Annotated in this window: 20 protein-coding genes and 1 rRNA gene; 15 read left to right on the forward strand and 6 right to left on the reverse strand. The window is 47.2% G+C overall.

The window, feature by feature from the left end; genetic code table 11:
- Positions 1 to 14 precede the first annotated feature (14 nt).
- The 12 genes from bamA to EQP46_RS20820 all read left to right on the forward strand — a co-directional run bounded on the left by bamA (position 15) and on the right by EQP46_RS20820 (position 15049).
- Positions 15 to 2411 (forward strand): outer membrane protein assembly factor BamA, encoded by a 2397-nt coding sequence (gene bamA, locus EQP46_RS20765; protein WP_129495454.1) that lies wholly within the window; start codon positions 15 to 17, stop codon positions 2409 to 2411.
- A gap of 23 nt (positions 2412 to 2434) precedes the next feature.
- Positions 2435 to 2944: an OmpH/Skp family outer membrane protein gene (locus EQP46_RS20770; RefSeq protein ID WP_129495455.1), complete on the forward strand. Its 510-nt coding sequence runs from the start codon at positions 2435 to 2437 to the stop codon at positions 2942 to 2944.
- Between the two features lie 12 nt (positions 2945 to 2956).
- Complete coding sequence (lpxD, locus tag EQP46_RS20775) at positions 2957 to 3982, forward strand: UDP-3-O-(3-hydroxymyristoyl)glucosamine N-acyltransferase (RefSeq protein WP_129495456.1); 1026 nt, start codon at positions 2957 to 2959, stop codon at positions 3980 to 3982.
- A 128-nt stretch (positions 3983 to 4110) separates the two neighbouring features.
- Positions 4111 to 4563, forward strand: a complete 453-nt coding sequence (fabZ, locus tag EQP46_RS20780; RefSeq protein ID WP_129495457.1) for a 3-hydroxyacyl-ACP dehydratase FabZ — start codon at positions 4111 to 4113, stop codon at positions 4561 to 4563.
- Positions 4564 to 4565: 2 nt separating this feature from the next.
- Positions 4566 to 5354 carry an acyl-ACP--UDP-N-acetylglucosamine O-acyltransferase gene (lpxA, locus tag EQP46_RS20785; protein ID WP_129495458.1) on the forward strand — a complete coding sequence of 263 codons (789 nt, stop codon included), beginning with the start codon at positions 4566 to 4568 and terminating at the stop codon, positions 5352 to 5354.
- A complete protein-coding gene (gene lpxB / locus EQP46_RS20790) occupies positions 5354 to 6502 on the forward strand; it encodes a lipid-A-disaccharide synthase (protein WP_129495459.1) in 1149 nt (382 codons plus the stop codon). The genes lpxA and lpxB overlap by 1 nt, the downstream gene beginning before the upstream one ends.
- Before the next feature lie 2 nt (positions 6503 to 6504).
- Positions 6505 to 7107 carry a ribonuclease HII gene (gene rnhB, locus EQP46_RS20795; RefSeq protein WP_129495475.1) on the forward strand — a complete coding sequence of 201 codons (603 nt, stop codon included), beginning with the start codon at positions 6505 to 6507 and terminating at the stop codon, positions 7105 to 7107.
- A 67-nt stretch (positions 7108 to 7174) separates the two neighbouring features.
- Positions 7175 to 10654 (forward strand): DNA polymerase III subunit alpha, encoded by a 3480-nt coding sequence (gene dnaE / locus EQP46_RS20800; RefSeq protein ID WP_129495460.1) that lies wholly within the window; start codon positions 7175 to 7177, stop codon positions 10652 to 10654.
- Between the two features lie 61 nt (positions 10655 to 10715).
- Positions 10716 to 11678 (forward strand): acetyl-CoA carboxylase carboxyl transferase subunit alpha, encoded by a 963-nt coding sequence (accA, locus tag EQP46_RS20805; protein ID WP_129495461.1) that lies wholly within the window; start codon positions 10716 to 10718, stop codon positions 11676 to 11678.
- 103 nt (positions 11679 to 11781) lie between these two features.
- Positions 11782 to 13134, forward strand: a complete 1353-nt coding sequence (gene tilS, locus EQP46_RS20810) for a tRNA lysidine(34) synthetase TilS (protein ID WP_129495462.1) — start codon at positions 11782 to 11784, stop codon at positions 13132 to 13134.
- A 67-nt stretch (positions 13135 to 13201) separates the two neighbouring features.
- Positions 13202 to 13513, forward strand: coding sequence for a c-type cytochrome (locus tag EQP46_RS20815; protein WP_129495463.1), 312 nt, complete (start codon positions 13202 to 13204; stop codon positions 13511 to 13513).
- A 186-nt stretch (positions 13514 to 13699) separates the two neighbouring features.
- The gene (locus tag EQP46_RS20820) at positions 13700 to 15049 is read left to right on the forward strand and encodes a sodium-dependent transporter (RefSeq protein ID WP_129495464.1); all 1350 of its coding nucleotides are present in this window, start codon (positions 13700 to 13702) and stop codon (positions 15047 to 15049) included.
- A 70-nt stretch (positions 15050 to 15119) separates the two neighbouring features.
- Here the strand turns inward: EQP46_RS20820 and EQP46_RS20825 are convergent, their stop codons facing one another.
- The 4 genes from EQP46_RS20825 to EQP46_RS20840 all read right to left on the reverse strand — a co-directional run bounded on the left by EQP46_RS20825 (position 15120) and on the right by EQP46_RS20840 (position 17719).
- Positions 15120 to 15308 (reverse strand): DUF4250 domain-containing protein, encoded by a 189-nt coding sequence (locus EQP46_RS20825; protein ID WP_129495465.1) that lies wholly within the window; start codon positions 15306 to 15308, stop codon positions 15120 to 15122.
- On the reverse strand, positions 15308 to 15514 hold the full coding sequence (locus EQP46_RS20830) for a YaeP family protein (RefSeq protein WP_129495466.1): 207 nt from the start codon (positions 15512 to 15514) through the stop codon (positions 15308 to 15310). The genes EQP46_RS20825 and EQP46_RS20830 overlap by 1 nt, the downstream gene beginning before the upstream one ends.
- A gap of 83 nt (positions 15515 to 15597) precedes the next feature.
- A complete protein-coding gene (locus EQP46_RS20835) occupies positions 15598 to 16464 on the reverse strand; it encodes a GGDEF domain-containing protein (RefSeq protein ID WP_129495467.1) in 867 nt (288 codons plus the stop codon).
- A gap of 100 nt (positions 16465 to 16564) precedes the next feature.
- Positions 16565 to 17719 carry a patatin-like phospholipase family protein gene (locus EQP46_RS20840; protein WP_129495468.1) on the reverse strand — a complete coding sequence of 385 codons (1155 nt, stop codon included), beginning with the start codon at positions 17717 to 17719 and terminating at the stop codon, positions 16565 to 16567.
- 223 nt (positions 17720 to 17942) lie between these two features.
- Between EQP46_RS20840 and EQP46_RS20845 the strand changes: the two genes are divergently transcribed.
- Positions 17943 to 18875: a GGDEF domain-containing response regulator gene (locus tag EQP46_RS20845; RefSeq protein WP_129495469.1), complete on the forward strand. Its 933-nt coding sequence runs from the start codon at positions 17943 to 17945 to the stop codon at positions 18873 to 18875.
- A 39-nt stretch (positions 18876 to 18914) separates the two neighbouring features.
- Here the strand turns inward: EQP46_RS20845 and EQP46_RS20850 are convergent, their stop codons facing one another.
- Both EQP46_RS20850 and tsaA read right to left on the reverse strand, forming a co-directional pair.
- On the reverse strand, positions 18915 to 20630 hold the full coding sequence (locus tag EQP46_RS20850; protein ID WP_129495470.1) for a proline--tRNA ligase: 1716 nt from the start codon (positions 20628 to 20630) through the stop codon (positions 18915 to 18917).
- 67 nt (positions 20631 to 20697) lie between these two features.
- Positions 20698 to 21402, reverse strand: coding sequence for a tRNA (N6-threonylcarbamoyladenosine(37)-N6)-methyltransferase TrmO (gene tsaA, locus EQP46_RS20855; protein ID WP_129495471.1), 705 nt, complete (start codon positions 21400 to 21402; stop codon positions 20698 to 20700).
- A 125-nt stretch (positions 21403 to 21527) separates the two neighbouring features.
- Between tsaA and gmhB the strand changes: the two genes are divergently transcribed.
- Together gmhB and EQP46_RS20865 are read left to right on the forward strand one after the other, a co-directional pair.
- Positions 21528 to 22082, forward strand: coding sequence for a D-glycero-beta-D-manno-heptose 1,7-bisphosphate 7-phosphatase (gmhB, locus tag EQP46_RS20860; RefSeq protein ID WP_129495472.1), 555 nt, complete (start codon positions 21528 to 21530; stop codon positions 22080 to 22082).
- A gap of 487 nt (positions 22083 to 22569) precedes the next feature.
- A 16S ribosomal RNA gene (locus EQP46_RS20865) occupies positions 22570 to 22817 on the forward strand; the annotation flags it as partial.

Raw genomic sequence — 22817 nt, forward strand, 5'->3', positions numbered from 1 at the left:
AAGTCAGAGCAGCAATGGCGATGAAAAAACTTTTAATAGCCTCTCTTCTTTTTTCAAGTTCTGTCACAGCGAATGAGTTTGTGGTGGAAGACATTCGATTTGAGGGGCTTCAGCGAGTCAGTCTCGGTGCAGCATTGTTATCGATGCCAGTCCGAGTCGGTGACAACATAGGCGAAGGCGATGTGTCAGGGATCATCAAATCCTTGTTTGCTACAGGTAACTTCGAAAACGTACGTGTATTCCGTGATGGCGAAGACCTTCTGGTAAAGGTTATCGAACGTCCTACGATCGCGAGCATTTCTTTCTCTGGCAACAAAGCCATTGAAGACGAGCAATTGAGTGAAAACCTTGCCGCTTCAGGTTTGCGCATCGGTGAGTCGTTAGATCGCACTACCTTGTCAAACATCGAAAAAGGCTTGGAAGATTTCTACTATAGCGTGGGTAAATACAACGCCCTCGTAAGTGCTGTTATCACGCCACTTCCTCGTAACCGTGCTGACGTGAAGTTTGTGTTCACTGAAGGCGTGTCGGCAAAAATTCAACAAATTAACTTCATCGGGAACACGGTGTTCACTGACGAGGAGTTGAAATCCAGCTTCAAGCTTCGTTCTGATGTGCCTTGGTGGAATTTCCTCGCCGATGAGAAATACCAGAAACAAGCACTTGCAGGTGACTTGGAGAACCTTCGTTCTTTCTATTTGAACCGTGGTTACCTGAAATTCCGTGTTGAGTCCGCACAAGTGTCGATTTCGCCTGATAAAAAAGGCGTTTACATCACGATGAACCTTGATGAAGGTTTGCCTTACAGTGTGTCAGACATCAATTTCCGTGGTGGAAAGTCGAGCGATGATTTTGCCGCGCTTTCAACCATTAAAGATGGTGAAGTGTATAACGGAGAGAAGGTTACTGCGTTAGAAGATGCCATCAAGCGTCAGTTGGGTGAACAAGGTTATGCTTACCCGCAAGTCGCCACTATTCCAGAATTTAACGATGACAACCAAACCGTTGCGTTGAATGTCAGTATTGAGCCAGGTAAACGTGTATACGTGCGCAATATTCGCTTCTCTGGTAACCAGATCACCCGCGATGAAGTGTTGCGCCGTGAAATGCGTCAGATGGAAGGTTCGTGGTTGAATGCCAAATCGGTTGAGACCAGTAAAGAGCGTTTGAATCGCCTTGGTTATTTCGAAACCGTCGATGTGCGCACAACGCGCGTCCCGGGTACGGAAGATCAAGTGGATGTTGAGTACAACGTAAAAGAAGCAAACTCCGGTAACGTTAACTTCGGTGTTGGCTACGGTACGGAGTCAGGCATCAGTTTCCAAGCCGGTCTTCAACAAGATAACTTTGCAGGCTCAGGTAACCGTTTTGGCGCTAATGCGATGATTAACGATTACCAAAAAAACCTGACGCTCGAATACCGTGACCCATACTGGACCTTGGATGGTATTAGTTTGGGTGGCAAGGTGTTCTTCAACGAATTTGAAGCATCTGATGCGAACATCGTTGACTACACCGATAAAAGTTATGGTACCAGTCTGACATGGGGCTTCCCATTTGATGAATTGAATTACTTCGATTTCTCACTTGGCTATACGCACCGTCAAATTGAAAACCTAGGCGGTTACTACCAGATCGAGAAGTTCCTTGATTCACAGGAAGGCAACACGACTGAAAATGGCTTGGAAGTGGATGACTTCGATTGGTCTATCAGTTGGAGCCGAAACAACCTAAACCGTGGTTTCTTCCCAACAGCAGGTAACTACCAACGTGCATCATTCCGAATGACGGTGCCAGGGTCGGACGTACAGTTTTATAAAGCGCAGTATGATGTTCGAAATTACATGCCGCTAACTGAATCGCACAGCTTCTCGCTCTTGCTGCGTGGCCGATTGGGTTACGGTAACGGCTATGGAAGCAACGGCGAAAATGATTACTTGATGCCGTTTTATGAGAACTTCTACGCAGGTGGTTTCTCTACGCTACGTGGTTTCCGTTCTAACACGGCAGGTCCGAAAGCAGTGTATGACCAAGGTGCGGGTAACAACCCAGCGCTAGTCGGCAGTAATGATTCTGTTGGTGGTAATGCCACGGCATTGGCCAGTGCTGAGCTGATTTTCCCAACGCCATTCGTGTCCGCGGAAGTGCGTAACTCAATTCGAACCAGTGTGTTTGTTGATGCTGCGTCGGTTTGGGATACGGAATATGACCTTAACGACGCGCGTGTGATCAGCGGACAAGAGTACATCTACGACTACAGCGACCCAACAAATTATCGTGCATCTTATGGTGCTGCGCTTCAATGGCGCTCACCGATGGGTCCACTTGTTTTCTCGTTGTCTAAGCCTATCAAGAAATACGAAGGTGATGACGAAGAATTCTTTACCTTTACGATTGGCCGTACGTTCTGATTTTCAAATTTTAGGAGAATATTTTGAAACCATTTATCAAAGCGGCAGGCCTAAGCCTAGCCATTCTTAGTGCTTCAATGTATGCATCTGCAGCGGAAGCAGCGCAAAAAATCGGTTATGTATCAACCGGTCCTGTGATTGCGCAAATGGCAAAGCAAAGCAATGTAAGTGAAAAACTGCGTCGTGAATTTAAAGACCGCATTGCAGAAGTTGAACGTCTTGAAGGCAAGCTGAAAAAAGGCGTGGATAAGCTGAAGCGTAACGGCGAGCTAATGAGCGAAAAAGAGCGCACCAAGCTGCAGCGTGAATTGCAATCGCTAGATGCTGATTACAAGCTGAAAGTGAACAACTTAAAAGAAGATGAACGCAAGCGCAGTGCTGAAGAACAACGTAAACTGATTGAAAAACTACAGAAAGCGATCGCTTCACTGGCGAAAAAAGAAGGCTATGACATGATTTTGGATCGTCAGGCTGTTCTTTTTGCTAGCCCGAAAGACGATCTTTCTGAGAAAGTGCTGAAAGCAGTAAAATAAGTAAGGTAAAAAATGGCTTCTATTACTCTCGCTGAATTAGCGGAAAAACTGAGTGCTGAACTTCATGGTGATGGTTCTATTGTCATTCACTCAATTGCGGGTATGGATAAAGCGGGCGAAGGGCATATTACTTTTCTCTCGAGCAGTAAATATCGTAAACATCTCGCTGAATGCCAGGCCAGTGCGGTGATGGTCAAGGAAGCCGACCTCGCTTATTGCAGCGGCAATGCGCTAGTCATGAAAGACCCATATTTGGGGTATGCATTGACGGCGCAATTGCTGGATACCACGCCAGCGTGTGCAACTGACATTGCGCCAAGTGCCTATGTTTCTCCTACTGCGACGCTGGGTGAAGGCGTATCGATTGGTCACAACGCTGTGATTGAAGACGGTGTTACCTTGGGCGATAACGTTCAGGTTGGCGCGGGTTGTTTTGTTGGTAAGAACGCAGTACTCGGCGCTAACACTCGTCTTTGGGCTAACGTATCTATCTACCATGATGTAAAACTGGGTGAATCTTGCTTGATTCAATCAAGCACCGTGATTGGTTCAGATGGTTTTGGTTATGCGAATGACAAAGGCCGTTGGGTTAAGATCCCTCAGGTTGGTAGCGTCATTATTGGTGACCGAGTAGAAATCGGTGCGTGTACGACCATCGACCGTGGTGCACTGGATGACACCCTGATTGCTGATGGTGTGATCATCGACAACCAGTGTCAGATCGCGCATAATGTCATGATCGGTGAAAATACCGCCATTGCGGGTGCGACTGTTGTTGCAGGAAGCACTAAAATAGGCAAACACTGCATTATTGGTGGGGCGTGTGTCATTAATGGGCACATTGAAATCACAGACGGCACCACCATCACAGGCATGGGGATGGTGATGCGGCCTATCACTGAACCTGGTATGTACTCTTCGGGTATTCCTCTTCAAAAAAATCGCGAGTGGCGTAAAACTGCTGCGCGAACATTGAAGATCGAAGAAATGCATAAACGATTGAAAGTTGTTGAAAAAAAACTAGAAGATAGCGAGTAAACGCTGTCTCGATGGCCTACTCTTCTGGCGAGTAGCAATATTGAGTATGACTCATGTTGTCTATTCCTTGCGGTGTGGGCCATTTTGCATTCAACAACAATAATAAGTTTTCACACGGGAATAATACTTTGATTCGCGAAAATAAAGTTCTGACTATTAACGAAATCCGAGAGTTGCTGCCTCATCGTTATCCATTTCTCTTGATTGACCGTGTTATTGATTTTGAAGAAGGCAAATACCTTCATGCGATCAAGAACGTGTCAGTCAATGAACCTCAATTCACGGGTCATTTCCCGCAACTGCCAATTTTCCCTGGTGTGTTGATCCTTGAAGCCATGGCTCAAGCAACAGGTTTGTTAGCGTTCAAAACGTTTGGCGCACCTGCTGAAAATGAACTGTACTACTTTGCAAGTATCGACAATGCTAAATTCCGTGCGCCTGTAACACCGGGTGACCAAATGGTATTGGAAGTTGAATTCCTTAAAGAGCGCCGCGGCATTGCTGCATTTACTGGTGTCGCGAAAGTCGACGGTAAAGTGGTGTGTTCTGCTGACCTTAAGTGTGCCAGAAGAGAGTTTTAAACGTGATTCATGAATCTGCGCAAATTCACCCAACCGCAGTTGTAGAGGAAGGGGTTACCCTTGCTGCCAATGTTAAAATTGGCGCGTTCTCTTACATAGGCTCTGGGGTTGAGATCGGTGAAGGTACTGAAGTAAAAACCCACGTGGTTATCAAGGGGCCTACCAAAATTGGTCGCGATAACAAGATCTTCCAATTCGCTTCTATTGGCGAAGAGTGTCAGGATCTGAAATACGCGGGTGAGCCAACGACGCTGGAAATTGGTGATCGCAACACCATCCGTGAAAGTGTCACCATGCACCGTGGTACCGTTCAAGACGGTGGCCATACTCAGGTGGGTAGCGACAACTTATTTATGATCAATGCCCATGTAGCGCATGATTGCATCATTGGTGACCGTTGTATTTTTGCAAATAACGCAACACTTGCAGGTCACGTGACCGTCGGTGATTTCGCGATTGTTGGCGGTATGACTGCGATTCACCAATTCTGCACCATTGGCAGCCATTGTATGTTGGGCGGCGGTTCTATCGTTGTGAAAGACGTACCACCTTACGTCATGGCCCAAGGCAACCACTGTGCACCATTCGGTATTAACGTTGAAGGCCTCAAGCGTCGCGGTTTCGACAAGACTGCAATCAAAGCGATTCGCTCGGTATACAAAGAAATTTACCGTTCTGGCAAAACGCTAGAAGAAGCGAAAAAGCAAATTGTGGAAATGGCCAAAGACGAAGAAGCACTTCAACTGTTTGTTGAGTTCTTTGATAACTCAAGCCGAGGTATTATTCGATAATGGCTGTTGCAACAAAGCCGCTACGAATTGGAATTGTCGCCGGGGAAATCTCCGGCGATATTTTAGGTGCTGGCTTTATAAAAGCGGTAAAAGCCCAATACCCTGATGCAGAGTTTGTTGGCATTGCAGGGCCAAGAATGAAAGTCCTTGGCTGTGAAACCCTTTTCGACATGGAAGAGCTTTCCGTGATGGGGTTGGTCGAGGTACTGGGTCGCCTTTCTCGTCTTCTCAAAGTAAAACGCGAGTTAGTGGAATACTTTGTTGCCAATCCACCGGATGTCTTTGTCGGTATTGATGCGCCTGATTTCAACCTTCGTTTAGAAAAATCGTTGAAAGACAATGGTATCAAAACCGTGCACTACGTTAGCCCAAGTGTTTGGGCGTGGCGTCAAAAGCGTATCTTTAAAATTGCAGCAGCGACGGATCTCGTTCTTGCTCTATTGCCTTTCGAAAAAGCCTTCTACGATAAATTCAACGTGCCTTGTGATTTTGTAGGTCACACCATGGCGGATGCCATTCCGCTAGAAAGTGACAAAGTTGCTGCACGAGAGTTGCTTGGTCTTGAGCCGGACAAACGCTACTTGGCTGTATTGCCGGGAAGTCGTGGTGGCGAAATGAAATTGCTCGCACCGATCTTCATTGAAACGTGCAAATTGCTCAAAGAGAAACACCCAGATCTTGGCTTTGTGGTTGCATTGGTGAATGAGAAGCGCCGTGAGCAATTTGAGTTAGCGTGGAAAGAAACGGCGCCTGAACTCGATTTTACCTTGGTCGATGATACTGCCAGAAATGTGATTGCTGCATCTGACACTGTGCTTCTTGCCTCAGGTACTGTTGCGCTTGAATGTATGTTAGTGAAACGCCCAATGGTCGTTGGCTACAAAGTGAACGCAATCACGGCATGGATTGCCCGTAAAATGGTGAAAACAGAATTTGTTTCCTTGCCAAATATCCTTGCTGGTAAAGCTCTCGTACCAGAGCGTTTACAAGAGGCATGCACTCCAGAGCAACTCGCTGAGGATGTGACCACCTACCTTGATGGCGACAACGCTGAGCTACTGCAGGTGTTTACACAACTGCACGAAGTGATTCGCTGTGATGCTGATGCGACATCAGCACGTGCTGTACTCAATTTGATTGGACGTTAATGATGGACTTCGAACCGTTTGAATATCCAGATGCTACTTTGATCGCAGGTGTGGATGAAGTAGGACGCGGCCCGTTAGTCGGTGCTGTGGTTACTGCTGCCGTTATTCTTGATCCGAATAACCCTATCGAAGGGCTAACTGACTCGAAAAAGCTGACTGACAAAAAACGCGAAGTGTTGTTTGAGCAGATCAAAGAAAAAGCGCTGGCATGGTCACTTGGCCGAGCTGAACCTGAAGAAATTGACGACATCAATATTCTTGCTGCCACCATGCTTGCCATGGAACGTGCAGTGAATGGCCTTCCCATTGCGCCTGACTATGTCTTGATTGATGGCAATCGCGTGCCTTCGGGTATCACGGAGCCAGCACAAGCCGTTGTAAAAGGCGACTTACGTGTTGCCGAGATCAGTGCAGCATCGATTCTTGCCAAAGTGGTTCGAGATCGTGAAATGGAAGCCTTGGACAAAGAATACCCACAATACGGCTTTGCCAAGCACAAAGGTTATCCAACCAAAGCGCACTTTGAAGCGTTAGAGCAGCATGGTGCCATTGAAGGCTATCGAAAGAGCTTTAAACCTGTCAAAAAAGCCCTAGGCCTTGCATAATGTTCCGAGGGGAAATGCATTTTCCCCTCAACAATTTCTTTCCCTAAACCAGTAACGTACGAGTTCTATGTCAGACCCACGCTATATCCATCTTCGTGTTCACAGTGACTATTCCATGGTCGACGGGCTGTCGAAAGTGCCGCCTTTGGTCAAAAAAGTTGCCGAAATGGGCATGCCTGCCATGGCATTGACAGATTTTACGAACTTATGTGGTTTGGTGAAGTTCTACAACACGGCGCAAGGTTGCGGCGTGAAACCTATCATTGGCGCAGATTTTAAAGTGCAGTCGGACGCATTCGGTGACGATTTGTGTCAGCTGACCGTACTTGCTGCAAACAATGCAGGGTATAAAAACCTGACATTGCTGATTTCTAAAGCGTATCTGCGTGGCCATGTTCAGCACCAGCCCGTCATTGATCAAGCGTGGCTAGAAGAGCTTAAAGACGGTCTGATCATCTTATCGGGTGGTCGCCGTGGTGATTTAGGTAAGTCATTGCTGAAAGGCAACATGGGGCTTGCCAAGCAATGTGCCGAGTTTTATCAAACACACTTTCCTGATGCGTATTACATCGAGTTGACGCGAACAGGTCGCCCTGATGAAGAGGCCTACCTGCACTTTGCGTTGGATTTCGCGTCTGAAAATGAATTGCCTGTCGTGGCAACCAATGAAGTGTGTTTCATTACACCGGATCAGTTTGATGCCCACGAGATTCGTGTCGCGATTCATGATGGTTACACGCTCGCTGATCCGCGCAGACCAAAAAATTACAGCGAACAACAGCACCTTCGTACGGAAGACGAAATGTGCGACCTGTTCCATGACATTCCAGAAGCCCTTGCTAACACGGTTGAAATTGCAAAGCGTTGTAATGTCACTGTTCGTTTGAATGAGTATTTCTTGCCAAACTTCCCGACAGAAGGGCTAGAGATTGGCGAGTTCTTGGTGAAGAAATCGCAAGAAGGCCTCGAAGAGCGTCTTGAGTTCCTTTTCCCAGATCCCGCCGTGCGGGCAGAGCGACGTCCTGAATACGATGAACGCCTTGATATTGAATTAGGCGTGATCAACCAAATGGGATTCCCGGGTTACTTCCTCATCGTGATGGAGTTTATCCAGTGGTCAAAAGATAATGACATTCCGGTTGGTCCTGGTCGTGGTTCTGGTGCAGGTTCGCTGGTGGCGTACGCTCTAAAAATCACGGATTTGGATCCGCTGGAATTTGACCTACTATTCGAACGTTTCCTTAACCCTGAACGTGTATCCATGCCCGACTTTGACGTCGACTTTTGTATGGATAAACGCGATAAGGTTATCGACCACGTTGCGGAAATGTACGGCCGTGATGCGGTATCTCAGATCATTACCTTCGGTACCATGGCCGCCAAAGCGGTTATCCGCGACGTTGGCCGTGTGCTTGGCCACCCTTATGGGTTTGTTGATCGTATTTCAAAACTGGTTCCGCCCGATCCGGGTATGACGTTGGCGAAAGCATTCGATGTCGAGCCGCAGTTAGGCGAGTCATACGAAGGAGATGAAGACGTTCGCGAGCTGATTGATATGTGTCGCATCCTCGAAGGGTGTACACGTAACGCCGGTAAGCACGCGGGTGGTGTTGTTATCTCACCAACAACCATCACTGATTTTGCGCCCTTGTATTGTGATAGCGAAGGGCATTTCCCTGTTACTCAATTCGACAAGAATGACGTTGAAACCGCAGGTTTGGTTAAATTCGACTTCTTGGGTTTGCGGACGCTAACCATCATCGATTGGGCGCTCAAGATGATTAACCCCCGTCTTGAGAAGGAAGGGTTAGATCCAGTTGTTATCGAAGCGATACCAATGGACGACTTGGCGTCGTTCCGGTTATTGCAAAACTACGAAACAACTGCCGTATTCCAGCTTGAATCCCGCGGGATGAAGGATCTTATCAAGCGCCTTCAACCTGACTGTTTTGAAGATATGATCGCACTGGTTGCTCTGTTCCGTCCGGGACCTCTGCAATCAGGCATGGTAGATAACTTTATCGACCGTAAACGCGGCCGTGAAGCTGTCTCATACCCTGATGAAAAGTGGCAACACGAATCATTAAAAGAAATTCTTGAGCCGACGTACGGCATCATTCTGTATCAAGAACAGGTTATGCAGATCGCCCAGGTCTTGTCTGGTTACACCCTCGGTGGTGCAGACATGCTTCGTCGTGCGATGGGTAAGAAAAAGCCAGAAGAAATGGCCAAGCAGCGCGCAACCTTCGAAGATGGTGCGGTGAAGAATGGCGTCGACGGTGAGTTGGCGATGAAAATCTTCGACTTGGTTGAAAAGTTTGCCGGTTACGGCTTTAACAAATCGCACTCTGCGGCTTATGCATTGGTGTCGTACCAAACCCTCTGGCTAAAAACCCATTACCCAGCAGAGTTCATGGCCGCCGTAATGACCGCGGATATGGATAACACCGACAAGATCGTGGGTCTGGTGGAAGAATGCCGTCGTATGAAGTTGACGATGTTGCCACCTGATGTGAATGCGGGTTTGTATCGTTTCAACGTGAATGATAAAGGCGAGATTGTTTACGGTATTGGGGCAATTAAAGGCGTGGGTGAAGCGCCGATTGAAAACATCATCAAAGCGCGCGAAGAAGGCGGTTACTTCCGTGATTTGTTCGATTTCTGCGCCCGAATTGATACCAAAAAAGTGAACAAGCGTGTCATTGAAAAACTCATTCAATCAGGCGCACTAGACCGTTTAGGGCCGCACCGCGCTGCGATGGTCGCATCGCTGGATGATGCCATTAAGTCAGCCAGTCAACACCATCAAGCGGAAGCATTTGGTCAGGCAGACATGTTTGGCGTATTGACTGATGCCCCTGAAGACGTCGAACACAAGTATGCTAATGTACCGCAGTGGCCTGAAAAGGTATGGCTGGAAGGGGAGCGTGAAACCCTCGGATTGTATTTAACCGGCCACCCGATCAACAGCTATGTCAAAGAGCTTAAGCATTACATCACATGGCGTTTGGAAGATGCACACGCCACGAAACGAGATGTGGTTTCTACCGTTGCGGGGTTGGTTATTGCCGCTCGCGTGATGACAACCAAGCGCGGAACGCGTATTGGTCTGCTCACGCTGGATGACCGATCTGGTCGCATGGAAGTGATGCTGTTCTCAGATGCATTAGAAAAGTACTTGGATCTCATAGAAAAAGACCGAATTTTAGTCGTTTCGGGACAGGTCAGCTTTGATGACTTCAACGGTGGCCTTAAAATGGCTGGTCGTGAGGTGTTAGATCTCGCCCAAGCACGCGAAAAATACCTGCGTGGTCTTGCTATATCCGTGACCGAAGGGCAAATTGATAATAAATTCTTCGAGAGATTCAGTGAGATCCTTGAACCGCATAGAGCGGGAACGGTTCCAGTAAACTTGTACTATGAGCGTGACGATGCTCGCGCGAAACTGGTCTTAGGAACAGAGTGGCGCGTTACGCCAGACGATAAATTGATCGACGATTTAAAAACCCTACTCGGCGAAAAGCAGGTCGAGTTGGAATTTGACTGATACTTTTGCCCCGTTAAATGAATAATGGGGCATTTCATTACCTGAACAGGATTCTTTCTCTATGAGTCTTAATTTCCTTGAATTTGAACAGCCGATTGCTGAATTGGAAGCAAAAATTGAAGCCCTGCGCGTAGTGTCCAAGCGCGGTGACGATCCAGAAGCTGTCAATCTTGATAAAGAAATCGAGCAATTGGAGACAAAAAGCACTGAATTGACGAAAAAAATCTTCAGTGACTTAGGCGCGTGGCAGGTTGCTCAGCTTGCTCGTCACCCACGTCGTCCGTACACCTTGGACTATGCAGATCTTATCTTCACCGAATTCGAAGAATTAGCGGGTGATCGTGCTTATGCCGATGACAAGGCAATGGTTGGTGGCATGGCGCGAATTGATGGCCGTCCCGTCATGGTTATTGGTCACCAAAAAGGCCGCGAAACACGTGAAAAAGTGATTCGCAACTTTGGTATGCCAAAACCGGAAGGTTACCGCAAAGCACTGCGTCTGATGAAAATGGCTGAGCGTTTTAAAATGCCAATCATTACCTTCATCGACACGGCTGGTGCCTACCCTGGTGTGGGTGCTGAAGAACGTGGTCAATCAGAAGCGATTGCGCGCAACTTGAAAGAAATGGCCGGGTTGACCGTGCCAGTGATCTGTAACGTTGTGGGTGAGGGCGGCTCTGGCGGCGCACTTGCTATTGGTGTCGGTGATTACGTGAACATGCTTCAGTACTCTACCTACTCGGTTATCTCTCCAGAAGGTTGTGCATCAATCCTATGGCGTGATTCTGATAAAGCGCCACAGGCTGCGGAAGCCATGGGCATGACGGCACCTCGTTTGAAAGAGCTGGGTTTGATCGACTCTATCATTACCGAGCCAATGGGCGGTGCGCACCGTGATTTTGCTCAAACTGCTGCAAACATTAAAGCGCTGCTTATTGAACAGCTCAATGACCTTGCACCGCTAGATGAAGAAGCGTTGCGCGAGCGTCGTTATCAACGTTTGCTGAGTTACGGATACTGCTAAGCAGTTCTGTGTAGCGTCAAGAAAAAGACTGAAAGGGCCTGATTAGGCCCTTTTTTGCATCTGAATGGTATGATTAGAAGAATCCGTTTCCGTTGAGGCACACATGTTGTTCTCTGTTTTTGAAAATGTTCTCGATGCCCATGCGCCATCTTCTCGCCAAATTGTGTTGGCATTTAGCGGTGGCATTGACTCTCGTGTTCTGCTCGATCTTTTATCTACCTACAGGGATGTTCATCCACAACACCGCTATTTAGTGATCCACATCCATCACGGACTGAGCTCCCATGCTGATGCTTGGATGAAGCAATGCGAAGCGTGGGCGAGCGATGCGGGGTTGCCTTTTAAAGGCGTGAAGGTAAAGGTCGAAAACAACGGCGAGGGCGTTGAAAAAGCGGCGAGAACGGCGCGTTATCAAGGTATTACCGACAATGTGGAATCCAATGCCCTTATTTTGACAGGACAACATGCCGATGATCAGGCGGAGACTTTCCTTCTCGCGCTCAAAAGAGGCAGTGGACCTGCTGGGTTGTCCGCGATGCCCATTCTTCGTCCAATGGGGCATGCACACCTCTTGAGGCCCTTATTGTCGGTGACACGTGCAGAGATTGAAGCGTATGCCGTTCAACAAGGATTAAGCTGGGTAGAGGATGAGAGCAACCTAGATTGTAAGTTTGACCGCAACTTCATTCGTCAACGTTGGCTGCCTCCTGCACAATCACGTTGGCCTGGGCTCGTTAAGGCCATAAACCGCACTGCATCTTTATGTGCAGAGCAAGAAGCCTTGTTGGAAGAGTTGCTTGAATCGCATGATGCCATTGTTCGCCCTGAGCCGAAGGTGCTCGCCTTGCATGCACTTGCTGATTATTCAGAGAAAATGCAGTCAGCATTGGTTCGTCGCTGGCTAAAACAAGCCACTGGCCTTTCTGCTTCTCAAGCTCAGCTAAACACGCTGTTTTCCTCCGTCATTGCTGCCTCAGACGATGCTAATCCCAAGTTGCACCTTGGAGACTGGCAAGTTAGACGCTTTCAATCCCAGCTTTATGTTGTCCCGGAGTTTGAAGACATCTCCGATTGGTGCGGGTCACTGCAACTAAGTCAGATAGCTGTTTTGCCTAATGAGAGTGGTCAGGTAGCGCTATTCGGTGATGGCATCGAATCAACGCGCCACAAATTTGATGCTCAAGGTAATCGAGTTAGCTTGCACTTACGTAGACCTAAAGCTGACGAAGAAGTGTCGATACGTTTTGATCCTGAAAGTGTGTTTGCGCGTCCACTGGGGCGGCAGGGGAAACGCAGACTGAAAAAGCTGTATCAAGAATATGGTGTTCCAAGCTGGATGCGAAGGCGCACTCCGCTTCTCTACTATGGAGAAACACTTGCTGCCGTTGCAGGGCTATTTGTTTGTGAAGGCTTTGAAGGTCAGGACTGTGACTTTGTCTGGCACAAAACTCATTGATTAAGTGCGTAAATGTTATTCACGTGTAAAAATTGATTGGTACGACATAACAATAAGTGAGGAAGCAATGAAACATATTATATCTTTGGGGCTGGTTGCCATGATGGCGGCTGCTCCCTCATTTGCCGCTGGAGATGCGGAAGCAGGAAAAGCAAAAGCAGCAATTTGTGCCGCATGCCATGGTGCAAATGGTATTGCAGTGATTCCCGGGTACCCAAACCTAGCGGGTCAAAATCCGCAGTATTTGGTTTCTGCGCTTAAAGCTTACAAAAATGGCGAACGCACCAGTGCACAGGCTGCAATCATGAAGCCTCAAGCAACGATGCTAAGCGATGCAGACATGGAAAACCTCGCGGCATATTTCGCTCAAATGAAGTAACCGCCCAGCAGGTATAGCTGATTGAAAGCCACAACATATGTTGTGGCTTTTTTATTGGTTCGCACTAACTCGCAGATTTATATTTTGTTCGCTCGTTTTTTAGCCATTCAAATCCACTGCTATTGCTATTAATGCTAGAGTTTACTAGTGTACTAGCTCACTGGTACATTGTTCGAGGTTAACTCAATGGCAGCAGGACGTGAGCATTTTAGTTCTCGACTCGGTTTTGTTCTTGCCGCTGCAGGTGCAGCGGTTGGTTTAGGTAATATTTGGGGCTTCCCTACTCAAGCGGCGAGTAACGGGGGCGGAGCATTCCTTCTCGTCTATTTGTTGCTGATCCTTGTGGTTGCTTACCCTATGCTCGTTGTCGAAATGGCAATAGGGCGCCATGGTCAAGCGAATCCTATCGATAGCATGCGTGCCTTAGGTAAAACGCCACTCACGAAAAAACTTGGTGGCGGTGTTGGTTTTATCGGGTTGATGGTGCCATGCCTTGTCTTGGCGTTTTATAGCATCGTGGGTGGCTGGTTAGTGTCATTCATGCTGGCGGCAGGAGCGGACTTGGTCGGTTTGCATGCTGCATCAGATTGGCTGAAAGGCTTCTCTGTTGGCCGAAACCTGTTTGGTGCTGGTGTGTTTTACTTATTGACCATTTTGATCGTTCAGGCCGGCGTGAAAAATGGTATCGAAAAGTGGTCAACACGCTTAATGCCTGCCCTGTTTGTATTGTTCGGCGTCATGTTTATTTATGTCATGACGTTACCGGGTGCAACTGAAGGCCTTGCACACTATCTGATCCCTGATTTTTCAAAAATCATGGACAGTGATTTGATTTTGGCGGCAATGGGGCAGGGCTTCTTTTCTCTCACCATTGGTGGCTGCTCCATGCTTATCTATGGCTCATACCTAAGCCGTAAAGAAAACCTGCCTAAGATGGCGATGAACGTGACGCTAGTAGACACTGCAGTCGCCGTCATTGCGGGCTTAGTGATCATGCCAGCAATGTTTGCGGCCATGGCGCAGGGCGTCGAAATCTACGATCAACATGGTGAATTGCTCAGTTCGTCTACGCTGGTATTTGATGTGCTTCCTATGTTGTTTGATGGCCTAGGAGTAGCAGGTACTTTCATTGCTTTGGTGTTCTTTGTCTTGATGACCATAGCAGCGCTCACATCGTCCATTTCCATGTTGGAATGTCCGGTAGCGTTGATGAACGAACGTGTCGGCACGTCTCGCTCAACAGCGAGTTGGTTACTGGGCAGTGTTATCGCGGCATTCAGTACGGTGATAGTGTTTAATTTTGGTGACCTATTCGGCCTTGTCGCAACGGTTGCAACACAGTATGTCCAACCTATCGCAGCGCTATTATTCTGTTTGTATGGTGGCTGGGTGTGGAACCGTCATCAGAAATTGCAGGAAATGCGTGAAGGGTTTGAAGGCATTGAGCACAGCCTGTTTTGGAAAGTATGGCCTTTCTATGTGAAGTTTGTTTGTCCTGCTCTGGTTGCTGCTGTTATCTGGATGTCAGTAGCGTAAACGCAACACAACTTTGCTAATAAAAAACGGAAGCATCGGCTTCCGTTTTTTATTGGGCGATGATGCAGGGTTATCGAAACTGCTTTTGTTCTTCCATGTAATCAAAACCTGCAGTCGCCAATTTGGCTTTTAGTGCTTCGGCATCAATGTCAAAGTATCGAACGAGATCGTCTAAAGAGTTGAAGTCGTCTCTTAGCTTCATGTTTACGATACTCATCAGCATCACCGCATCCATGCTCTCAAAGTTTTTCAGATCCATTACGCATCCTCGTGGTCACTGATCAGCAGGTTTGCTGCCGCGAATGCAGCCTGATCGCGAGTTTCTTCAGGAAGAGACTCGTCTGATGCAATTGAGTTTAAGGTTTTGATCGCACAGTGAATGGCCTTTGGAATATACCCTTGTTCACCGCTGCCAATTTCTGCATAACGCTGACGAACCAACGTGCAACAATCGTAGATTTGCATAATCACTCCTAAATAAAACGCTGAGTGAAATATATCGTAAAAAGGGAGACGAAAGGAGAGGAAACGGCGTGAAAGAGGGCGGATTAAGCAGGTCGACGACGGCTATTTTTGTGTCGGTACATGCCGCGGTCTGCGCGCTCAAACATGGATGTGCTGTTGTCACCCTGTTGGTAGATAGAGCAGCCGACAGAACTGGAGATATTATGGGACGTGAGCAAGGCATCTTTTGAGATAAGTGCTTTCAAGCGCTCGTTCACTAATTGCGCAGACTCGCGTGTTGCGGGTGTCAGTAGAACCGCAAATTCATCACCACCTAAACGGTAGCAGCGATCAGATGCGCGAATGGCTTGTTTTAAAAGCAGCGCAAAGCGGCGCAGGACTTTATCGCCGTCTAAGTGGCCATAAGTGTCATTAACCTGTTTGAAATTATCCATGTCGAAAATCATTAAGATCAAACCATGATCTTGGCGCTCTGTAAGCGCGATAGATTGACGAATATCTTGTTCAAAACTGGTGCGGTTGTTCAGCCCTGTGAGGTTATCAAGCAAGGCGAGGTTTCTAACGCGATTGTATTCAATCGCATTGCTCAATGGCCCTGCCAGTAATCTGTGGTATGTGTGGATCAGGCTTATCTCATCAGTGTCGAGTTTGTAGGGCGTACAGTATTGCAGCATTCCTAAGGGGGATTGCGCGAACTTGATGGAGAAAGTTTGACGGTTATCGGTGGATCCACCACGTCGAACGATGTGAGAAATCTCGTTGTGCTCCCAGATAAGGCGGGAGATATCGATTTGCTTTTCGAGTTCTCGGCAAAATACTTCAAAAAGAGAATCTATTTCGAGCCTGCCTTGCAGCTTTTGTAGCACTATCAAACGCTGATCTGCGGCTAAAGGAACGCGGCGCGATTGTATCGCTGTTTGCTTTAATTGTTCCAGTTGTCGAGTACTCATCGATAATGCCTCTGAAATCCATTACTGCGGGCTGGTTATACTTAAAGCAAAAAGTATTCCAAATGATCGATCTTACGATGATGGGTTTGTTTAACGGGGTTTATTCGATAGAAAGAAACGCCGTTAAATCGGATCGACGATTTTGAGCATCTTGGTACCCCATGTCAATTAAGTGGTTGATATATTTCGGCTCAAAAAGCAGATAACTGGTTATTGCAGCATCTTCAACAGGGCTTATGCCCAGTAACCTCATCAAGCCTCGAACTGCGATAGGCATATGACAATAATACTTCTCAACCAAGGGTTCGAAGGGACTGGAAGGAGAAAGGTGCAGGGCAGAAACTTGCCGCAGCGCCAAATTTTCGGCTTTTTTACTGTCGAGTGAAGAAACAATGTTGTTCATTCTGTCCAGGTGCTCAAGATCGGCTGACAATGTATCAGCGAAGATGGCATCCATTAAGTGTCCACCGAGCGTTGCAAGCCCTGGCGCGCTAGGTACGGCCTGTTTAACCTTGGTTTGTGGTGGCGCTAAATCAATGATGAGGAGCTTCTCCGCGCCCATTTTTAATGCGGGCCGTAATGGTGCGATTTGGTGCACAGAGCCGTCGCCATAGTACCCGTGCCCTATCTGTGACGCGGGAAAAACAATGGGAATTGCAGAGGAGGCAAGCAAGTGTTCAGTAGTGATTTGACATTGCAGCCCAATGGCGCGAGAGCGAACCCAAGGCATAATTTCTGGTTGCCCTTGGTAGAAGGTCACTGATTTACTGGTTTGATAATTCGACGCAGTTATAGCTAACCCGTGTAGGTGCTTGTTGATGATTTGGTGTTCTATCTTGTTGTAGTTTATGACGTTGTTCAGCAGTGTTCGAAGAGGGCGATTGTCGAGCAAGCCAAAAGGAGGGGCGCAGTGATACTGTGCACGCATGCGCGCAAATCCTTGTCGACCTAGATGATGAAGTATGTCGCCATAAGAGCTGCTAAAAACATCTTTGGTGTGTAGCTTCGACCAAAGCCAAGACAATTTTTTGACGCCGAGTCGAAAAGATGACGAATGGCACGCAAGCGATGTTGCGTTTAGCGCCCCTGCTGAAGTTCCGCAATAAATGGTAAAGGGGCTAGCATGGACGCGTGGATACCATTCAGAGATTGCCTTCAATACACCCACTTGATAAGCCGCACGTGCGCCACCCCCACTGAGTATCAGCGCGACCTTTTGAGGATTGCCTTTTGTGCTTTTATTATTGCTCTTCATATTGTGGCCGGTTCATCCTTGGATCTCTGTGGTTATAACAACTTTAGCATGCCGTATTCGTTGGGCTTAGTCTGTACAGCAAGCTTTGAAGTTATTGTTATTCAACTGTTTCCATAGTGAGTGTGATGGAACGCTAAAAGCTGGGTCATTTATTGAGCACGAGTCATTACAATAGAACGGTGAGTGTTATATTTTTATTCATAACTTGATGTTGGATAACTACATGGCTCCTTCATTCACTGCATTGGTTGCAGATGACGACAAAGCTTTGGCAAAGCTTGTAGAAGTGCTTTTACGAAAATGGGGATTAGACGTCATTGTTGCCAATGATGGTCTGGAAGCTTTAGAAGTCATGATGCATCCCAATCCTCCATCTTTATTGCTTCTTGATTGGGAAATGCCGGGGTATAGCGGTATTGAACTGTGTGAGAAGATCTGCCAAATCGAAACATCCAACCCGCCTTACATTATTATCTGTACAGCGCGCGACAGTGCGGAACATATCGCATTGGGTCTAAATAAAGGGGCCAATGACTATGTGCCTAAACCATTTAATACGCAGGTACTTCGAGCTCGCGTTGATGTTGGGATCCGTACGCTAGAACTTCAATCTCGGTTGGTGGATGCGATGCATCGTTTAGATCATCTTGCCAGTTACGATGAATTAACGGGGTTGCTTAACCGCAGGGCGCTATTTGAACGGTTGAATGAAGATTTCTCTCGTATAGAAAGAGAGAAAGGAAAACTCTGTTTTGCCCTGTGTGATATCGATTGGTTTAAGAAAGTGAATGATACCTATGGTCACCCCGGTGGAGATGCGCTGCTGCGCCAACTTGGGGAGTTGCTAGGCCACAAGCTTCGTCCCTATGACAGAGTAGGTAGGGTGGGCGGCGAAGAGTTTTGCTTGGTGTTTTCGCCGCATGACGAAAAAGAAGCGTTCGTTGTATTAGAGCGACTGCGCGAATCGATAGAGTTGTATGAATTTACGTTCGATGGAAAACGTATTCCGGTAACGATGAGCTTTGGGGCAACCATGGTTGATGCGAAAGAAAAGCTCAGAAGTGTGGACGAGTATTTTAAGCTTGCGGATGATGCCTTGTATCTATCGAAGGAAAAAGGCAGAAACTACGTTACGTTTTCCGAAAATGTGCTTTAAAAAAACGCCTCCAATTTGGAGGCGTTTTTGTTTGAATCATTAAGCCATTTGAGACTTAACGTATTCAACCATTGCGTCTATTTCTACAGGCACTTTTTCACCGTTACGGCGGTGTTTGTATTCAAACACACCGTTGTCCATGCTGCGCTCACCGATAATGATGGTATGTGGAACACCCACCAATTCAATGTCAGAGAACATAACGCCAGGACGTTCTTTACGATCATCAAACAACACTTCAATGCCCGCAGCCGTTAGATCAGCGTACAGCTTCTCTGCCGCTTCACGTACACGCTCAGATTTATGCATGTTCATTGGAACAATCGCAACACTGAAAGGTGCAAGCGCTTCTGGCCAGATGATGCCGTTATCATCGTGGTTCTGTTCAATAGCAGCCGCAACAACGCGAGATACACCGATACCGTAACAACCCATCTCTAGGATAGTGTTCTTACCATCAGGACCCAGTACGCCAGCATTCATTTTCTCAGAGTAGTTGGTACCCAACTGGAAGATATGGCCAACTTCGATACCGCGTTTAAGCTGAAGCGTACCTTTGCCGCATGGGCTTGGATCGCCGTCAACAACAGTTCGGATATCTGCAACATCACCCAACTCAACATCACGGCCCCAGTTAATTCCGAAGTAGTGTTTATCGTCGATGTTTGCACCCGCACCGAAATCACTCATTGCTGCAACGCTGCGGTCTGCAATGAAGGTTAATGACAGATTCACTGGGCCAAGAGAGCCTGGGCCTGCGCCCACTGCTGCACGAATTTCTTCTTCAGTTGCAAATTCTAAAGGCGCTGCAACTTGTGGCAGTTTCTCAGCCTTGATTTCATTAAGCTCATGGTCACCACGAACGAGCAATGCGACCAATTCACCATCAAACTCTTCTGATGCTTTAACAAACAGCGTTTTAACGGTCTTTTCAATTGGGAGATTGAATTGCTCAACAAGCTCTGCGATGGTTTTTGCGTTCGGCGTATCAACCATCGTCATTTCTTGCGTCGCTGCTTCACGTTCACCTGCAGGTGCTAGCGCTTCAGCCATCTCAACGTTTGCTGCGTAATCAGATTCTGTTGAGAATGCGATTACGTCTTCACCACTGTTCGCAAGAACGTGGAATTCGTGAGAAGCAGAACCACCAATCGCACCGGTGTCAGCAAGCACTGGACGGTAATCAAGGCCCATACGATCGAATGCAGCACAGTATGCAACGTGCATTGCTTCGTATGACGCTTGAAGACCTTCTTTGTCCAAATCGAAGCTATATGCATCCATCATTGAGAATTCACGTGCACGCATCGCGCCAAAACGCGGGCGTCGTTCGTCACGGAATTTCGTCTGAATTTGGTACAAGTTCAAAGGAAGCTGCTTGTACGAGTTGATTTCATTGCGAACCAAGCTGGTAACCACTTCTTCAGCAGTTGGGCTTAGAACAAACGGACGCATGTGGCGGTCAGTAAAGCGCAATAGCTCAGGACCCATCTTTTCAGAGCGACCCGTTTCTTCCCAAAGTTCAAAGGGCTGAACTACGGGCATTAGAATTTCAATAGCGCCAGCGTTATTGATTTCTTCACGAACGATTTTTTCAACCTTTTGAAGAACACGCAAACCACTAGGCATCCAAGTGTATAGGCCTGATGCCAATTTGCGGATCATGCCAGCACGCAACATTAGCTGGTGGCTAATGATTTCTGCGTCGTTTGGCGTTTCCTTCAGAGTACTAAGAAGGTATTTACTGGTACGCATCTATGCTATCCGTTTATCAAGTTACATTATGGAAGGTAATAAGTGGGCCATATTACCAGTGACAACCCTAATCGCAAAAGGCTTCTATCGTTGTCACAACGATGGCTGGTTCATCAACGATAAACTTCACGTTTAGATCGAAAAGATGAACAGCATATTCTTTCTTATCATCTTTGCCCTTTTTATAGGCTGGGCGAGGGTCTTGAGCTAGCACCTCTTTGATGACCTGTGCTTTGTGTTGGCCATCTTTGAGCGTTGAAAGTGCATGCGTTGCTTCAGTGCTGAATGAAACATCCAGTGTTTGTGGCGCATCACTGGCATAACCACCCAGTGCATCTGGAACTGCATCGGAATAGGGAATATAGGGTTTTATGTCGACCACGGGTGTGCCATCAACCAGATCACAACTCCCAATCTCAATGATAACTTGGCTGTCAGCCCTACGAACGTTCTCTATTGATACAACGGACATGCCAATGCCATTTGGGCGGAATGTCGCGCGACTGGCAAAAACACCCACCCTTTCATTGCCACCTAAACGGGGTGGGCGAACGGTAGGTGTCCAACCTTGTTTGAGGTTTTGATCAAACAAGAAGAGAACCCAAATGTGTGAAAATTGAGTTAAGCCGCGTACAGCATCTTCGTTATTGGCATCCCCGGCCAAAATGATTGATGCCTTTGCGCTAGGGGCTAACCCAGGCTGACGAGGAACCGCGAACTTTTCTTTGAATGGGGACTGAATGTGACCCACAGGGAAAAGTGAGTAATTCATAAAGTAACTCTCTCTTTCATTTGATGCAGACTTTACCACATCTAGATGAAGAGACTGTGTGACAATAGATGATGAGCGAATTGCATGTCATAATCGCGCACTAAGCATATATAGAGGGCATAGCTTTGGCCAATCCAGCGGTATTTATTGATAGAGACGGCGTTATTAACGTTGATCATGGTTACATCAGCAAAGTCGACGACTTTGAATATATCGACGGTGTATTCGATGCATGTCGTGCATTGAAAGAGATGGGCTACTTGCTTGTACTCGTAACAAACCAGTCAGGCATTGCTCGTGGTTATTACACCGAAGACGACTTCCTTTCCTTAACTGAATGGATGGACTGGAATTTTGCAGACAATGGCGTGGATTTTGATGGTATCTACTATTGTCCGCATCACCCTGAGCATGGTGATGAAACGTATAAAAAAGACTGTGATTGTCGTAAACCTAAACCAGGAATGCTTTTAGATGCGTGTAAGTTCCTGAAGATCGACATGGATAAGTCAGTCATGATTGGTGATAAAGCCGATGACATGCGAGCCGCTGCCGCTGCTGGTGTTGCGACAAAGATTCTTGTACGCACCGGAAAACAAGTATCAGAAGAAGGAGAGGCGTTAGCAACGGCTGTACTCGATAGCATTGCTGATGTACCTGCCTATTTAAAAGAAATGTAAGCCACAGGCGTATTTTCTTTTTACCGAATATCTCTATCTAAACAGCCTATTTGGGCTGTTTTTTTATCACAATGATGATGTTTTGAGCACTTGAACTGCTTTTTGAAGAAAAACTGATTTTTTTGTCAAAAAGGTATTGCCAAGAACGATTCACTCCCTATAATGCGCTCCCTGTTGGCACGGCAAAGTTCGCAGCTAACATGAGGAAAGCAAAAGTGCTTGACTCAAAAAAGGAGTTGAGTTTAAATCTCTCTCCGCTCAGCGAAGCTGGGCAGCTCTTTAACAATTTGACCTATACAATCTGTGTGGGCACTCGTACTTGATAGGCATAAAGATTTATCAATGAACTGAGTGACCAAGATGGTGGCGCTTTTCGGAGTGATACTATCAACACAGCAATGCAGTTTTGCCTACGGGCAAAAAAGTAATTCAGTATTCATTGAGCGTTAGAACTGTYTCTTCGGAGATGGGAATAACAACAAAATTCTAATTGAAGAGTTTGATCATGGCTCAGATTGAACGCTGGCGGCAGGCCTAACACATGCAAGTCGAGCGGCAGCGACAACAWWGATTCTTCGGAGGATTTGTTGGGCGGCGAGCGGCGGACGGGTGAGTAATGGCTGGGAACCTGCCCTGACGTGGGGGATAACAGTTGGAAACGACTGCTAATACCGCATGATGTCTACGGACCAAAGAGGAGGACCTTCGGGCTTCTCGCGTCGGGATGGGCCCAGT

It is taken from the genome of Enterovibrio baiacu (assembly GCF_004120195.1).
GTDB lineage: Bacteria > Pseudomonadota > Gammaproteobacteria > Enterobacterales > Vibrionaceae > Enterovibrio > Enterovibrio baiacui.

What these genes read in the sequence shown, in the direction of transcription:
- bamA (WP_129495454.1), top strand. Translation starts at nt 15, where the DNA reads ATGGCGATGAAAAAACTTTTAATAGCCTCTCTTCTTTTTTCAAGTTCT.
- lpxD (WP_129495456.1), top strand. Translation starts at nt 2,957, where the DNA reads ATGGCTTCTATTACTCTCGCTGAATTAGCGGAAAAACTGAGTGCTGAA.
- lpxB (WP_129495459.1), top strand. Translation starts at nt 5,354, where the DNA reads ATGGCTGTTGCAACAAAGCCGCTACGAATTGGAATTGTCGCCGGGGAA.
- rnhB (WP_129495475.1), top strand. Translation starts at nt 6,505, where the DNA reads ATGGACTTCGAACCGTTTGAATATCCAGATGCTACTTTGATCGCAGGT.
- dnaE (WP_129495460.1), top strand. Translation starts at nt 7,175, where the DNA reads ATGTCAGACCCACGCTATATCCATCTTCGTGTTCACAGTGACTATTCC.
- accA (WP_129495461.1), top strand. Translation starts at nt 10,716, where the DNA reads ATGAGTCTTAATTTCCTTGAATTTGAACAGCCGATTGCTGAATTGGAA.
- tilS (WP_129495462.1), top strand. Translation starts at nt 11,782, where the DNA reads ATGTTGTTCTCTGTTTTTGAAAATGTTCTCGATGCCCATGCGCCATCT.
- EQP46_RS20815 (WP_129495463.1), top strand. Translation starts at nt 13,202, where the DNA reads ATGAAACATATTATATCTTTGGGGCTGGTTGCCATGATGGCGGCTGCT.
- EQP46_RS20820 (WP_129495464.1), top strand. Translation starts at nt 13,700, where the DNA reads ATGGCAGCAGGACGTGAGCATTTTAGTTCTCGACTCGGTTTTGTTCTT.
- EQP46_RS20825 (WP_129495465.1), bottom strand. Translation starts at nt 15,308, where the DNA reads ATGGATCTGAAAAACTTTGAGAGCATGGATGCGGTGATGCTGATGAGT.
- EQP46_RS20830 (WP_129495466.1), bottom strand. Translation starts at nt 15,514, where the DNA reads ATGCAAATCTACGATTGTTGCACGTTGGTTCGTCAGCGTTATGCAGAA.
- EQP46_RS20835 (WP_129495467.1), bottom strand. Translation starts at nt 16,464, where the DNA reads ATGAGTACTCGACAACTGGAACAATTAAAGCAAACAGCGATACAATCG.
- EQP46_RS20840 (WP_129495468.1), bottom strand. Translation starts at nt 17,719, where the DNA reads ATGAAGAGCAATAATAAAAGCACAAAAGGCAATCCTCAAAAGGTCGCG.
- EQP46_RS20845 (WP_129495469.1), top strand. Translation starts at nt 17,943, where the DNA reads ATGGCTCCTTCATTCACTGCATTGGTTGCAGATGACGACAAAGCTTTG.
- EQP46_RS20850 (WP_129495470.1), bottom strand. Translation starts at nt 20,630, where the DNA reads ATGCGTACCAGTAAATACCTTCTTAGTACTCTGAAGGAAACGCCAAAC.
- tsaA (WP_129495471.1), bottom strand. Translation starts at nt 21,402, where the DNA reads ATGAATTACTCACTTTTCCCTGTGGGTCACATTCAGTCCCCATTCAAA.